The 12776-nt window shown below is 70.0% G+C and carries 12 protein-coding genes and 1 pseudogene; 5 read left to right on the forward strand and 8 right to left on the reverse strand.

Annotated features, from left to right (window positions below):
* The first annotated feature begins 17 nt into the window (after positions 1 to 17).
* Positions 18 to 2606, forward strand: coding sequence for a CHAT domain-containing protein (locus tag D5S19_RS01760; protein WP_120021565.1), 2589 nt, complete (start codon positions 18 to 20; stop codon positions 2604 to 2606).
* A 22-nt stretch (positions 2607 to 2628) separates the two neighbouring features.
* Here the strand turns inward: D5S19_RS01760 and D5S19_RS01765 are convergent, their stop codons facing one another.
* Both D5S19_RS01765 and D5S19_RS01770 read right to left on the reverse strand, forming a co-directional pair.
* On the reverse strand, positions 2629 to 3369 hold the full coding sequence (locus D5S19_RS01765; protein ID WP_233573663.1) for a polysaccharide deacetylase family protein: 741 nt from the start codon (positions 3367 to 3369) through the stop codon (positions 2629 to 2631).
* Positions 3370 to 3466: 97 nt separating this feature from the next.
* Positions 3467 to 3913, reverse strand: a complete 447-nt coding sequence (locus D5S19_RS01770) for an SRPBCC family protein (protein WP_120021566.1) — start codon at positions 3911 to 3913, stop codon at positions 3467 to 3469.
* 76 nt (positions 3914 to 3989) lie between these two features.
* Here D5S19_RS01770 and D5S19_RS01775 point away from each other — a divergent pair, with 76 nt between their 5' ends.
* Positions 3990 to 5951 carry an FUSC family protein gene (locus D5S19_RS01775; protein ID WP_120021567.1) on the forward strand — a complete coding sequence of 654 codons (1962 nt, stop codon included), beginning with the start codon at positions 3990 to 3992 and terminating at the stop codon, positions 5949 to 5951.
* 89 nt (positions 5952 to 6040) lie between these two features.
* On the opposite strand, the gene D5S19_RS01780 is transcribed toward D5S19_RS01775, so the two are convergent.
* From D5S19_RS01780 to D5S19_RS33475, 3 genes are read right to left on the reverse strand one after another with little or no spacing between them, the layout of a single operon-like run.
* On the reverse strand, positions 6041 to 6370 hold the full coding sequence (locus D5S19_RS01780; RefSeq protein ID WP_456061894.1) for an antitoxin: 330 nt from the start codon (positions 6368 to 6370) through the stop codon (positions 6041 to 6043).
* A gap of 45 nt (positions 6371 to 6415) precedes the next feature.
* Positions 6416 to 7384, reverse strand: coding sequence for a prephenate dehydrogenase (locus tag D5S19_RS01785; protein WP_120021569.1), 969 nt, complete (start codon positions 7382 to 7384; stop codon positions 6416 to 6418).
* Between the two features lie 29 nt (positions 7385 to 7413).
* On the reverse strand, positions 7414 to 7539 hold the full coding sequence (locus D5S19_RS33475; protein ID WP_267901051.1) for a hypothetical protein: 126 nt from the start codon (positions 7537 to 7539) through the stop codon (positions 7414 to 7416).
* 131 nt (positions 7540 to 7670) lie between these two features.
* Between D5S19_RS33475 and D5S19_RS01790 the strand changes: the two are divergent.
* Both D5S19_RS01790 and D5S19_RS01795 read left to right on the forward strand, forming a co-directional pair.
* Positions 7671 to 8245 (forward strand): annotated as a pseudogene (locus D5S19_RS01790) (class I SAM-dependent methyltransferase); the annotation flags it as partial.
* 63 nt (positions 8246 to 8308) lie between these two features.
* Entirely contained in the window at positions 8309 to 9238 is a 930-nt protein-coding gene (locus D5S19_RS01795; RefSeq protein ID WP_120021570.1) for a patatin-like phospholipase family protein, read from the forward strand.
* 22 nt (positions 9239 to 9260) lie between these two features.
* Here D5S19_RS01795 and D5S19_RS01800 read toward each other — a convergent pair whose 3' ends face one another.
* Both D5S19_RS01800 and D5S19_RS01805 read right to left on the reverse strand, forming a co-directional pair.
* Entirely contained in the window at positions 9261 to 10103 is an 843-nt protein-coding gene (locus tag D5S19_RS01800) for an SAM-dependent methyltransferase (RefSeq protein WP_120021571.1), read from the reverse strand.
* Between the two features lie 47 nt (positions 10104 to 10150).
* A complete protein-coding gene (locus tag D5S19_RS01805) occupies positions 10151 to 10624 on the reverse strand; it encodes a MarR family winged helix-turn-helix transcriptional regulator (RefSeq protein WP_120021655.1) in 474 nt (157 codons plus the stop codon).
* A 272-nt stretch (positions 10625 to 10896) separates the two neighbouring features.
* Between D5S19_RS01805 and D5S19_RS01810 the strand changes: the two genes are divergently transcribed.
* The gene (locus D5S19_RS01810) at positions 10897 to 12114 is read left to right on the forward strand and encodes an alpha/beta hydrolase (RefSeq protein WP_120021572.1); all 1218 of its coding nucleotides are present in this window, start codon (positions 10897 to 10899) and stop codon (positions 12112 to 12114) included.
* Between the two features lie 52 nt (positions 12115 to 12166).
* Here D5S19_RS01810 and D5S19_RS01815 read toward each other — a convergent pair whose 3' ends face one another.
* Positions 12167 to 12703: a DinB family protein gene (locus D5S19_RS01815; RefSeq protein WP_120021656.1), complete on the reverse strand. Its 537-nt coding sequence runs from the start codon at positions 12701 to 12703 to the stop codon at positions 12167 to 12169.
* Positions 12704 to 12776: the final 73 nt, after the last annotated feature.

The following is a 12776-nucleotide window of genomic DNA, read 5'->3' on the forward strand; positions in this document are numbered from 1 at the left end:
GGCAGGGGTGTGGTCCCATGGAGGGCGTGTCCGTGCCGCCCGTACTTGATCTGACCGAGGCGGCGACCGACTTCTACACGCAGGGCCGGGCCGCCGCGTTCGACCAGCGGCCCGGCGCGGCGGCGCGGTTGTTCCGGCAGGCGCTCACCCGGCTCCAGCGGGTGGCCGAACCCGGGTCCGCGCACGCCGTGCTGCAGGCCCGGGTCCTGACCAGCCTCGGTGCGGCGGTCGCCGAGATCAGCTCCACCGAGGCCGGTCTCGGCTACCTGGAAACCGCGGAACAGGTTCTCGCCCGGCTGCCGGGGAACCGGGAGCTGGAGCTGACGCTCAGCCTGCAGCGCGCGGTGGTGCTGATGCGCGGCGGCCGCAACACCGAGTCGCTGGCGGCGTTCGACAAGGCGATGCCGGGCATCGAGATCGAGTTCGACGACCGCGGCCTCATTCTGGTCCGTACCCTGAACAACCGGGCCCTCGTGCACATGGAGCTGAATCACCCGGATGCCGCGCAGGCCGACCTGCTGCGCGCCCTCGAACTGGCCCAGCGGTACGGGCACGCCCGGTTGGAGGGCAAGATCCGGCAGAACCTCGGCAAGCATGCCCAGCTCACTGGTGACATCCCACGGGCGCTGGCGAATTACGAGCAGGCGGCCCGGATTCTCGTCGTCGAATCCCCGGGCTCGCTGCCGCTGATCCGCTACGACCAGGCCCGCACGCTGCTCGCCGCCGGGCTCGCCGACGAGGCCGCCCGGCACCTGGACGAGGCGCTGCCGCAGCTGCGCGCCAATGGTTCCGGACAGCACATCGCGGAAGCGCAGGTGGCGCGGGCCGCGGCGGCGTTGCTGGAAGGTGATTTCGACCTCGCGCGCGGCTGCGCTTCGGAGGCTCGGCGCCGGTTTCTGCGCCGCGGCAACCGCACCTGGGCGGAGATCGCGGGGCTGGCCCGGCTGCGGGCCGACGTGCACCGGATTCTGTCCACTTCGGACAATCGTGGTACCGCGCGGCTGCCCGCGGCGCTGGTCGCGCAGGCCGGACGGCTGGCCGGGCTCGGGCTGCGTGACGAGGTCGCGGTGGCCCGGCTGCTCGCCGTGCGATTGTTGTTGCGGCGCGGGGAAACCGAGGAGGCCACGCGGGTGCTCGCCAGCGCGCCGCGGCCGCGGGCGACGACGCCGATCGACCACCGGATGCTGTTCCGGCTCTGCCGGGCCGAGCTGGCGGTGGCCGAGGGACGGCCGCGTTCCGCACTCGCGCAGGCCCACGCCGGGTTGCGGGAGCTGGGCATGATCCGTGACCGGATGGGTGGACTGGATCTGTTGTGCGGCACCGCGGTGCACGGCGCGGAGCTGGGCAGGCTGGCGATGCGGCTGGTGCTGCGGCGCGCGCGGCGCAACGCGGCCGGCGCCCGCCGGATGTTCGCCTGGCTGGAACGCACCCGCGCGCAGGTCTACCGCTACGAACCGCTGCCGGTGATCGAGGATCCCGTGCTGGCCAAGCACATCGCCGAGATGCGGCACGTGCAGCGCACCATCCAGCGAGCCCGGCTGGAGGGGGAATCGGTACGGGCGCTGGAACAGCACTACGACTCGCTGCAGCGGGAGGCGACCCGGCTCGGCTGGTACACCAGCCAATGGGGCCGCCCGCGGCCGGTGGCCACCCCGGACGAGGTGGTCGCCGCGCTCGGCGACCGGGTGCTGGTCAGCCTGGTGCCCTACAACGGGATGCTGTACTCGCTCGTCGTCGATCGGGGCACCTTCCGGCTGCTGAAGCTCGGGCCGCTGGACGACATCGTGGAACTCGCCCGCCAGCTGCACGCCGACCTCGATGCGCTCGCGCCGGACCACCTGCCGTCGATGCTGGCCGAGACGGTCGCCGCGTCCGCGCGCCGCCGGGCGGACAAGCTCGACCGGCTGATCTCCGCGCCCCTGGTGAAAACACTCGACGACCGGGAGATCGTGATCGTCCCGATTGGACAGTTGTACGCCATGCCGTGGGGCGCGTTGCCTTCGCTGCGCGGGCATCCGGTGTCGTTCGCACCTTCGGCCACGGCGTGGATCACCGCGCGGCGTCCGGGCACGCAGGGCACGGTGCTGCTGACCGGTGGGCCGGGCGTGCCGGGCGCGGTCGGCGAGGTGAGCAAGCTGCGTTCGGTCTATCCGGACGCGCGGCTGATCGAAGGCGAGGACGCGACGAGCGCGTCGGTGCTGTCCGCGCTCGAAGGGACACAGCTGGCGCATCTGGTCGCACACGGCGCACACGAGCCGGCGAACGCCTTGTTCTCCCGAGTCGAGCTGGTCGACGGACCGCTGTTCGCGCACGAGACCACTCGGCTCGCCCAGCCGCCGGAACGGGTCGTGCTGGCTGCGTGTGAATTGGCGATGAGCCACATCAGGCCGGGCGAAGAGGCTCTCGGTTTCGCCGGAACCCTGCTGGCCAGCGGCTCGCGCACGGTGATCGGCGCGGTGGCGAGGGTCGGTGACCGGGCGGCCGCGGACACCATGGCCGAGCTGCATCGCAGGCTGGCCGCCGGTACTTCACCCGCGCAGGCGCTGGCGGACGCGGTCGCGGTGGACCCACTGCGGCGCCCCTTCGTCTGCCTCGGCGCGGGCTGAGCCCCGCGTCGCGGGGTGCTGCTCAGCCGAGGAAATCCGTCAGCGGGACCGGGGTCAGGCCGTCCTGCTTCGCCCTGGCCAGGAAGGCTTCGTAGTCCTCTTTGAACGTCTTGCGGAAGTGCATCAGCACGATGTCGCCGGGACGGAGCTTGTTGCCCACCTGGAACTGGACCACGCCGTCGTTCACCGAGGCGGTCCAGTGGATCGCGGCCCGCATGCCGCACTCGGCGGCGGCCTGGAGGGTGGTCTGGTCGTAGACCCCGAACGGCGGCCGGAACAGCGTCGGGCGCACGCCGAGCTCACGCTGGAAGTCGTCCGCGTCGTCGCAGATCTCCTTCTTCTGGAACTCCAGCGGTTTGCCCTTGAGGTTCGGGTGGTTGACCGTGTGGTCGCCGAGCACGGCGCCGGTCTGGGCCAGGATGTCCTTGAAGTACTTCTCGTGCCCCTTGACGTAGACCTGGTTGAGGAACAGCACCGGATGCCCACCGGACTTCTTGATCTCCTCCAGCGCGGACGGGTCCTTCACCGCCCCGTCGTCCATGGTGATGAACACGTACGGCTTGTCCGTGGTGATCTTGCGGATCATCGGGACCTTGCCGTCCTTGATCTCGGGCGCCTTGGCCTGCACTGTGCCGAACGGGTAGGGCGTGGGCGGCCCGGCCTGGTTCGCCGAGGACGGTGCCGGATTGTCCGGCTCCGGGGACCCCGGTTCCGAGGCCGAGCACGCCGTCAGCGCGATCACCCCGGCGATCGCGGTCGCCACTGCCAGCCGCCGCTTGGTCCTGTCGCATAGTCGAGCCACGTTCGGGTGACGCGCAAGGTGTCACCCGGTTGGCTGATGTGATTTAAGACGCCGCAGCTCAGGCCGGATGTTCGGCGGCTTTGACCAGCCGTGCGGAAAGTGTCCGAATGATCCCGTGCAGCAGAGGCCGGACGATCCGTCCACTGCCCGGTACGCGTTCGGTGAACGCTCCGGTCCAGCGCAGATCGGTGCCGCCGCGCGAGTTCGGCGTGAAGAACACCTCCGCGCGGTAGTCGCGCATCGGGCTGGGGCTGTCGAGGGTGTAGACGTGCCGCCGGTCCGGTTCGTACTCCAGCGTCCGCTCGCGCACCATGCCCGGCAGGAGGCCGAGATCGCGGACCGCGCCCACCCCGCCGTTGTCGCCGTACTCCGCCCAGCGCGAGCGCGGGATCATCGGCCCGGCCCAGCTCGACCAGAGCGAACCATCGGTTTCCAGCCGGAACAGCACCTCGGGCGGCGCCGTGCTCACGCGGTTGACCTCGAACGAGTACCTGCGATCGGGCATCGGTGTCCTCCCGAAGAAACGTGGTCAGCGAATTGGTCATTAATCCAGCGGGCCGCCGGTAGGTCAAGATGGGGGCGTGAGCCGCCCCGACTTCGCCGCGCCCCACTGGCTGGTGCAGCTGCTGCGTACGAAACCGGTGCCCGTTCCGTGGAACATGGTCGTGCGTGCGGCGCTTTCGCTCGCTGCTCCGCTGGCCGTCGCGTACGCGCTCGGCGACATCGCGGTCGGCGCGTTGATGTCCACCGGGGCGCTGCCGGTGGTGCTGTCCGAGGCGGCGGGAACCTACCGCTATCGCGCCCGTCGGCTGGGTGGTTCGACGGTCGCAGCCGCCGCGGGGTATCTCGTCGGCCTGCTCACCGGCGGGATGCCGGCGTGGTCGATCCCTGCGATCGTGGTCGTCGCGGCGATCTCGGCGTTGATCAGCGCGGCCGGGAGCAATGCTTCGATAGCGGCGCTGCAGATGTTCGTGTTCTGTGTGCTCGGCACCGCCCAGCACACCACCGGGCTGCCGATCGGGGTGCTGTTCGGGTACTTCTGCGTGGGCGCGGCGTGGGCACTGCTCGTCGCGCTCTCGACGTGGACGGTCCGGGCGACGAGCCAGGAACGCACTGCGGTGGCACAGGTGTACATCGAACTCGCGGCGATGCTCTCGGCCACCGACGAACCGACGTCGAGGGTGGCTCGGCACCAGCTCACCACCGCGATGAGCACCGCCTACGACCGGCTGCTCATCGCGCGCTCGTGGCTTTCCGGCCGCGACGCGACGTACCGGCGGCTGCTCAACCGGCTCTCCGCGGCGACTCCGGCCGTCGAAGCGAGCGTCGCGATGGTCAACGCCGGACAGCGGCCGCCGGACGAGGCGATCGACTATCTCACCGGCGTGGCCGCGGCGGTGCTTGCTGCGCAGCCGTTGCCGACACCGCCCGAGCCGCCGGAGAAGGACGTCGACGCGTTGGTGGCGGCGCTGTACGCCGGGTTGAAGCGGATCGAGAAAGGTGACGACCGACAGCGGCGTACGCCGGTTTCGCCGCTGCAGCGCGTACGCGAGTGGGCTGGCTCGCTCATCTCCGGGCCGTTGACCTGGGTGGCCGCTCTGCGGCTCACGCTGTGCGTGGCCGTGGCCGAAGTTGTGGCGCTGATGGTGCCGTTCGAACGCTCGTATTGGATCACGTTGACCGTCGGCGTGGTGCTGAAGCCGGACTTTGGCTCGGTGTTCGGCCGCGCGGTGCTTCGCGGGCTCGGTACCGTCGCCGGCGTCGGGCTCGGCGCCGTGGTGCTGGCGATCGGGGCGCACGGCTGGCTGCTGGTGGTGTTGATTGCGGCGTTCGCCGGGGGCGTCGCGGTGGGCAAGGTGCGGAACTACGGCATGCTCGGCACCTTCGTGACGCCGCTGATCATTCTGCAGATGGACCTCGCGCGGACGGGCAGCTGGCCGGAGGTGCTGGCCCGGCTCGTGGACACGGTGACCGGCTGCGTGATCGTGCTGGTGGTCGGCTACCTGCTTTGGCCGGGCTCGCGCCGCCCACAGGTCGGTGGGCGGCTCGCGGACAGCTTCGACACCGTCGCCACGTACGTGCGTACGGCGATGGTGCGCACCTCGACGAGCGAGGCGCGGCTGGCGCGTTCGCGCGCGCGGCGGGCGGCCTACCGTGCGCTCGCTGACCTGCGTACGGCGTTTCAGCAGGTGATCGTGGAGCCTTCACCGGCCGGCAGGCAGGCCGTCGCTTGGTGGCCGGTCATTGCCGGGCTGGAGCGCGTGACGGACGCGGTAACCGAAGTGGGCGTAACGATCGGCCGGAGCACCCCGGCTCCCTCCCCGGCGGACATCGGGCTGGTCACCGACGCCCTCGCGGAACTGTCCGCCGCCGTGCGCGAACAGCGTGACCCGGACTCGATGCCGATGCCGGACAACCCGCGCTTGGCCGGGGTGGTCGACCAGCTCGGCTCGACCTTCGACGCGGTGCGCGGGCCGGACCTGGTGGAGCAATCGCCGCTACGGCTGATGCGGCGGTTCCTGCCCTACCACCGCCGAACCTGAGCGGCATACGGCGGCAGGACAAACCGGCCGTGAAGGGACCCTTCACGGACTCAGCGGCTGTGAAGGGTCCCTTCACAGCCCGAGGCTGGTCACTGTGGGGGCGGGCCAGGCCGGGTGGGGCCGGGTTGGGTGGGGTCTTCGCCGGGCTGCTCGCCGCTGTCCGGCTCGCCGTCCTTGTGCTCGCCGCTCTCGTGCTTGCCGCCCATCTTGCCGAGGAAGCCCTTGGCCTTCTCGACCGCGCCGTCGATCTGCGAGTCGTGGCCGCTGACCTTCGACTTGGCGAACTGGGCCGCCTTGTCGAGGCAGTGTTCGATCTTCTCGCTGTTGTCACGCAGCGCGCCGGTCGCCTTTTCCTTGAGTTCGTCGAAGTTGATGCCCATCCCGGGCCTCCCGTTGCCGGCCGACAGTGAGGCTTTCATCGTCACACACCGAGCGGTCCGGGCAAGTAAAGTCCTCCGCGCGGGTCAAGAGACCTCGCCGACCGCCACACCCGCTTCGAAGCCGGTGATCCGGCCGCCGCGTTCGCCGAGGGCTATGAGGCCGTCGCGGGCGTCCGTGGCGGTGAGATCGATGCGGGCCCCGGAGCGCAGCGCGTCGCGTTCCGCGGCGAGGGCGAGCGCGCCTTCGTGCCCGGCATTGATGGTCACCGCCAGGCCGCCGGTGGAGGCCAGCGAACCGCGGGCGGCGCCGAGCCTGCCGAGCGCGTCGTCGACGATCGGGAGCAGCGCCTCGCGGTTGCCTTCGGTCATCGCCCGCACGAGTTCCGGCGACGAACCGGCCACGCGGGTGCCGTCGCGGAACGAGCCGGCGGCCAGCGACATCGCAAGCGGACCGCCCTGCGCGCCGACGGAGGCCAGGATCGCGGCGAACAGGTGCGGCAGATGGGAAATCCGGGCCACCGTCTCGTCGTGCGAATGCGCGGGCAGGGGTACTGCGAACGCGCCGAGGTCCAGCACCAGCCGGGCGACCTCGGCCCAGTCCGCCAGGTCTGTGTCGTCTTCGACGCCGACCACCCACGGCGCACCCTGGAACAGATCGACTCGGCCGGCCAGCCAGCCCGACTCCTCGCTGCCCGCCATCGGATGCCCGCCCACATAACGCGTGTACGGCGCTTTTTGCCGTACTGCGTCGAGCATCGGCCCCTTCACGCTGACCACGTCGGTGAGCAGGCAGTGCGCCGCGTGCCGCGAGACCTGCCGCAGCACGCTCTCCACCGCGGGCAGCGGTACCGCCAGGACCACGATCGCGTCCGCCTCGGCGGCCCGGTCCAGCGCGGCCTCGGTGTCGGTGGTCACCTCGAACCCACCGCGGCTGGCCGCGTCCGCGTCCACTTCGGACACTGTCGCGCCCCAAGCGGTCCTGCCACTGGCCGCGGCCGCGCGCAGCACCGATCCGCCGATGAGCCCGAGCCCGATCACGCATACGTCTCGCACGCAGCCATCCTGCCAGTGCGCGCAACCCACTACAGCTCGGCCGCCAGGCGGGTGCCCTGGTCGATAGCGCGTTTCGCGTCCAGCTCGCGGGCCTCGGCGGCGCCGCCGACGAGGTGCGCCGGTACGTCGCCGAGCGCCCCGGCCAGCTCGCGCACCGGCTCCTGACCGGCGCAGACGACGATGGCGGGGGGAACTCGCCGTGGCCGAGTTCCGCATCATCGGGTCAAGGCTTTCGTCCGTGCGGAGGGCACGAGGCATACCCGGCGATCATTGCCGACGGTATCCCGGACCCGGAGATTTTCGCGTTGCTGCTCGATCGCGTTCCGGGCATCGCACCGGACGACTGGCAACCGGAGCCGTCTCCGCTCGCCCGAAGATGGTGGAGCTGGCCCGGCGGCGGCTCGGGTCCGAGACGCCGCTTGAGGTGGCGGACCTCGCTCGTCCGCTGCCGTATCCGGACGGCGGGTTCGACGATGTCGTTGCGGCATTGGTGTTGCACTACCTGGAGGACTGGGCTGCACCACTGGCCGAGCTGCGGCGGGGTTCAAGCCCGGCGGCCGGCTCATCGCGGCCGTCCATCACCCCGTGATCTTCACACTGCGGCATCCCCCAGGCAATTACTTCACGACCAGTAAGTATTCCGAGGAGTACACCTTCCGCGGTCACCAGGTCGTGCTCACCTTCTGGCACCGTCCGCTGCATGCGATGACCGACGCGTTCACCGCGGCCGGCTTCCGTACGGCCGTGATCAGTGAGCCGCCGCCCGCGCCGGAGGCGCACGAACTCTTCCCCGAGGAAATGGCACAGTTTCCCTCCGGGGCCTTCCTGAGCTTCCTGTTCTTCGTGCTCGAAGCCGCCTGAGGCGATCGGCCGGCAGGGGGCAAAACGGGTCGACGAATCGCGCGAAACGGCCAGAATCGATCTGTGCACCCGGTTCTGGAGCTGATCAGCGAGCGGCTGGCCGCGCGCAGCGTGCCGGGGCGGCGGACCGACGGGCGGCGGCTGGCGCTGGCCGTCGAGGGCGGCAGCAGCCGCGGGACCTACTCCAGCGGAATGGTGCTCGCGCTGGACGAACTCGGGGTCACCCTGGCGTTCGATGCGGTCTACGGGTCATCGGCCGGCGCGCTGAACGCGGCATGGCTGTTGTGCGGTCGGTCGCAGACCGGGGTGCGGACCTGGTGGAATCCGGTGGTGATGCGGCGGATCATCAACCCGCTGCACACCCTGCGCGGACGCGCGGTGATCGATCTGGAATACCTGGTGCACCAGGTCTATTCGGTGCTGGAACCGATGGATTTTCCGGCGATACTGGCCAATCCGGTCAGCTTCCACCCGCTGGCCACGGACGCGGACACCGGCGAATCCACCGATCTGCACCCGTTCATCACCGACGTGGCCGGGATCAAGACCGCGCTGGCCGCCTCCTCGTGCATGCCGGTGCTCGCCGGCCCGCCGATCGCGATGGGCGGGCGGCGGTTCGTGGACGCCGGGATCGCCGAGCCGCTGCCGTTTCGCACCGCGCTCGCCCAAGGCGCGACGGACGTGCTCGTGTTGCGCACCCGGCGGGTGGACGAGCCGCCGTTGCCGACGCCGCGGATGCGGGACGTGGTGGTGCCGCGGTTCCTGCGCCGGCACGCGCCGGGCACGGTCGAAGCCTGGCGCGCGCAGTACCGGCGCCACCTCGAAGACGAGTGGATGATCGAGCAGGACCCGCGGCTCACCGGCATCCGCCCACCTGCCGGGGCGCCGGACGTGGCGGTGCTGGAGCGTGATCCGGAAGTGCTGCGCCAGGCGGTCGAACTCGGCCGCGACGCGATGTACGAGGCGCTGGAACTGCTGCGCAAGGCTTCGTGACAAGCAGTTCCCGGGGACAGCGCTACGGTTTCCGTGCGATTCCGCCGATCACGCGCGACTCCGACGGGGCATCGGCGAACATCGTCTCGGCGTCCGGGTGGAACGCAGGGACGTACCCCAGCCCCGGCGGCAGCAGCGGCCAGCCACCGAAGAAGCGCTCGAACTCGGCCATGGTGCGCAGCACCCCGGGGTTGGTGGTCGTCGCGTAGTACGTGATGAGGTCGACGAGTGCCTGCTTCTCTTCCTCGTCGGCCGGATTCTCGTCGGTCATCTGCGAGAGCACCAGCAGGGAACCGGGCGCGAGCTGGGCCCGGTAGAACGCCAGCATCCCGTCCGGATCCTGGTCGTCCTCGATGAAGTGCAGGACCGCGCTGAGGATCAGCCCGATCGGCTGGGCGGTGTCGATCACGTCGGAGTCGAGTACCCGCTCCCAGAGCTCACCCGGCTGCAGCATGTCCGCGGCGAGGGCCTGGTGCCGTTCCGGATCCGCGGTCCTGGCGAGCAGGATCTGCGAATGCGCCAGCGCGACCGGCTCGTTGTCGAGGTAGAGCACCCGCACGTCGTGTTCCGGGCGCGCGTCGTCGGCGATCTCGTGCACGTTGCCCGCGGTGGGCAGCCCCGAGCCGAGGTCGACGAACTGCCGGATGCCCGCGCGCACGCACTCGCGCACCGCGCGGCCGAGGTACTGACGGCTGGCCTGGCAGTAGTCGCCGATCAGCGGGAGCCGCTGGCGGACCTTCTCGGCGAACAGCCGATCCACCGCGTAGTTCGTGTGGCCCCCGATGAAGTAGTCGTAGACCCGCGCAGCCGAGGGCTTGTCGATGCTCACCCCGACGTCCCGCAGGGCTTTGTCCGGTGCAGTCATCGATAGCTCCTTCCGCGCCCCATGCTATCTACGGGGGCGGCGGGAAATCATGCCGGGTGAAGTGCTTCGCGGTAAAGATTCACCGACGAGGTCAGGCGGTCCATCGTGGCGCGCATTTCGGCCAGCGTCGCGGTGTCGAGGCCCAGGGCGGCGCCGATGCGTGGCGGGATCTCCTCGGCCTTCTCCCGCAGGGTGATGCCGCTGGGGGTGAGCCGGATCCGGACCGAGCGCTCGTCGTCCGGCTGCCGCTCCCGGGTGACCAGCCCGGACTTCTCCAGCCGCTTGAGCAGCGGCGAAAGCGTGCCGGAGTCGAGATTCAGCGCGGCGCCGAGGTCCTTGACCTGCCGTCCGTCCTGCTCCCACAGTGCCAGCATCACCAGGTACTGCGGATAGGTCAGGTCGAGCGGTTCGAGCAGCGTCCGGTACAGCGAGGTGATCGCGCGCGACGCGGTGTACAGCCCGAAGCAGAGCTGGTTGTCGAGCAGCAACGAGCCGGTTTCGCCTGGGTCCTGGCTGGTCATGCGTACCTCCTCGGCGATCGGCTGATAGCCGTCCATCCTCCCGGAACTCACCCTGGTGAAGCAACTCAAGTGCTCAATATCTCATTGTGTACAATCTAGTTGGTCGCAATGCACGAGGGCGGTGCAGGCGGGGTGGAAATTCGGAGAGTAGCCGGATTGAGCCGTTTGCGTGTGGTGCGTATCACTTGATCACAACGAGAGTGGTCCTCTGAACGTATTAAGGACAGCGGGTCCCCACTGTCCTGGACACGCGTCCTGGAAGGGGACTCTCCATGAGCCTGAGCGAGATCCCGCTGGACTCGCCGGTCGAAGCGATCGTGGCCGGGATCCTGGCGCTGGTCGCGGTGATCGCCGTCCCGTGGTTCTGGGAGCGGTGGCGTAAATTCCGCCAGGCCAAGCGCAGCGCCACGGTGCTCGCCGCGGTCCTGCTGCTCGTGGTCAGCCTGGCGCTGACCGGGAACCTGATCGGCGGGTTCTTCCCGACCGTGGGCTCGCTGCTGGGCACCGGGGAGTTCGTCGCGCAGGGCGTGGACGTCGAGGGCGGGGAGAACGGGGCGAATTTCGATCGGGCCAGGGACCTCGGGGCGAAGCGCGCGAAGACCGGCCAGGGCACGGTGGTGCACGTGCGGGTCACCGGGCGGCGCACCGGGTTGTCCCGGGACACGACGGTCTATCTGCCCGGGCAGTACTTCGAACCGGCCTACAAGTCGATGCGGTTCCCGACGATCGAATGGTTCCCGAACTACCCGTCCGGACCCGAGGTGGCCACCGCGCCGAGCGGGTACAACCTGCCCGAACAGCTCGACGAGGCGATCAAGAAGCACGTGCTGCCGCCGACCGTGGTGCTCATCCCGGACCCGACCGGCCAGCCGAAGATCGGCCACGATACCGAATGCGTGGACGAGGTCGACGGTTCGGCGAACGACACCTTCCTTTCCGCGGATCTGCGCGACTGGGCGATCCAGAAGCTCGGCGTCAGCCCGCAGCGCGCGGCGTGGACGCTGGCGGGCTGGTCCTCTGGCGGCTACTGCGCGATGAACCTGGTGACCCGGCACCCGCAGTGGTACGCGAACGCGGTCAGCATCGGCGGCTATGACCAGGCGCAGGAGGACAGCGGCACGGTGAACCTGTTCCGTGGCAGGCAGGACATCAAAGAGGCGAACAACGTGCGCCGCAATGTCGAGCTGCACCCTTCGCCGGTGCAGATCCTCGCCGTGTCCGGGGACAAGGAACGCTACGAGAGCTTCGCGATCGACCAGCTGAAGCTGCACGCGAAGCCGCCGGTGCAGTTCTGGAGCTGGCGGATCCCGGACGCCGGGCACAACATGAACACCTTCAAGTCGCAGCTGCCGGACCTGCTGGGCTGGATCGGCCAGCGGATACCCGGCCCCAGCGCACCGGGACGGCAGCTCGACGTGACCGGCGGCGTGCAGCCTTGGCCGCTGCCCAAGACCGGTGCGCGTGGCGCGCTGACGGCGGTGGCGCAGTAGGCGCGGGCCGGGCATTCCGGACGAACGCCCGGTGCATGACTGTCCACAATGGTCAATAGCCGACCGAGCCGTCGGTCGCCTCGCGGAGCAGGTCGGCGTGGCCGAGATGCCGGGCGTACTCGGTGGTCATGTTCAGCAGCAGCCAGCGCAGCGCGAACGGTTCCCCGGTGATCTTCGAGGTGCCCTGATCCTCCAGTGACCGCGCGGCGGCGATCTCCCGGGAGCGCGTGCATTCGGCCCGCCAGGCCGACAGCGCCTCTTCGACGTCCCCTTCCAGAGCGTCGAAGTCCTGGTTCGGATCCTCGTCGGTGTAGTAGAGCAAGGGGATGTCCTCGCCGGCGAGCTGGATGCGGAACCACCAGCGCTCGACGCCGGCGAGGTGCCGCGCCAGCCCGTGCAGCGACAGGGCGGAGACCGGCACGGCGCGCGTGGACAGCGCTTCCTGCCCGAGGCCCGCGCACTTCAGCTCGAAGGTCTGCCGGTGCCATTCGAGGCTGCTCAGCAGGGTCTCGCGCTCGCCGGCGAGACGTGGGATCGGGGTGCGGTCGCCGGCTGCTGCCGGAGACAGGTGCTGTGGTGTTCGGCTCATGACGGACAGCGTCGCATCCGGCACCGACAGTTTCCGGCCGCTCTTCGCCCGGAGGGAGCAATCGGTTTCTTCG

Origin of the sequence: Amycolatopsis panacis, assembly GCF_003600245.1 — a bacterium.
GTDB lineage: Bacteria > Actinomycetota > Actinomycetes > Mycobacteriales > Pseudonocardiaceae > Amycolatopsis > Amycolatopsis sulphurea.

What these genes read in the sequence shown, in the direction of transcription:
- D5S19_RS01760 (WP_120021565.1), top strand. Translation starts at nt 18, where the DNA reads ATGGAGGGCGTGTCCGTGCCGCCCGTACTTGATCTGACCGAGGCGGCG.
- D5S19_RS01770 (WP_120021566.1), bottom strand. Translation starts at nt 3,913, where the DNA reads ATGCCCGATCGCAGGTACTCGTTCGAGGTCAACCGCGTGAGCACGGCG.
- D5S19_RS01780 (WP_456061894.1), bottom strand. Translation starts at nt 6,370, where the DNA reads ATGAAAGCCTCACTGTCGGCCGGCAACGGGAGGCCCGGGATGGGCATC.
- D5S19_RS01800 (WP_120021571.1), bottom strand. Translation starts at nt 10,103, where the DNA reads ATGACTGCACCGGACAAAGCCCTGCGGGACGTCGGGGTGAGCATCGAC.
- D5S19_RS01805 (WP_120021655.1), bottom strand. Translation starts at nt 10,624, where the DNA reads ATGACCAGCCAGGACCCAGGCGAAACCGGCTCGTTGCTGCTCGACAAC.
- D5S19_RS01810 (WP_120021572.1), top strand. Translation starts at nt 10,897, where the DNA reads ATGAGCCTGAGCGAGATCCCGCTGGACTCGCCGGTCGAAGCGATCGTG.
- D5S19_RS01815 (WP_120021656.1), bottom strand. Translation starts at nt 12,703, where the DNA reads ATGAGCCGAACACCACAGCACCTGTCTCCGGCAGCAGCCGGCGACCGC.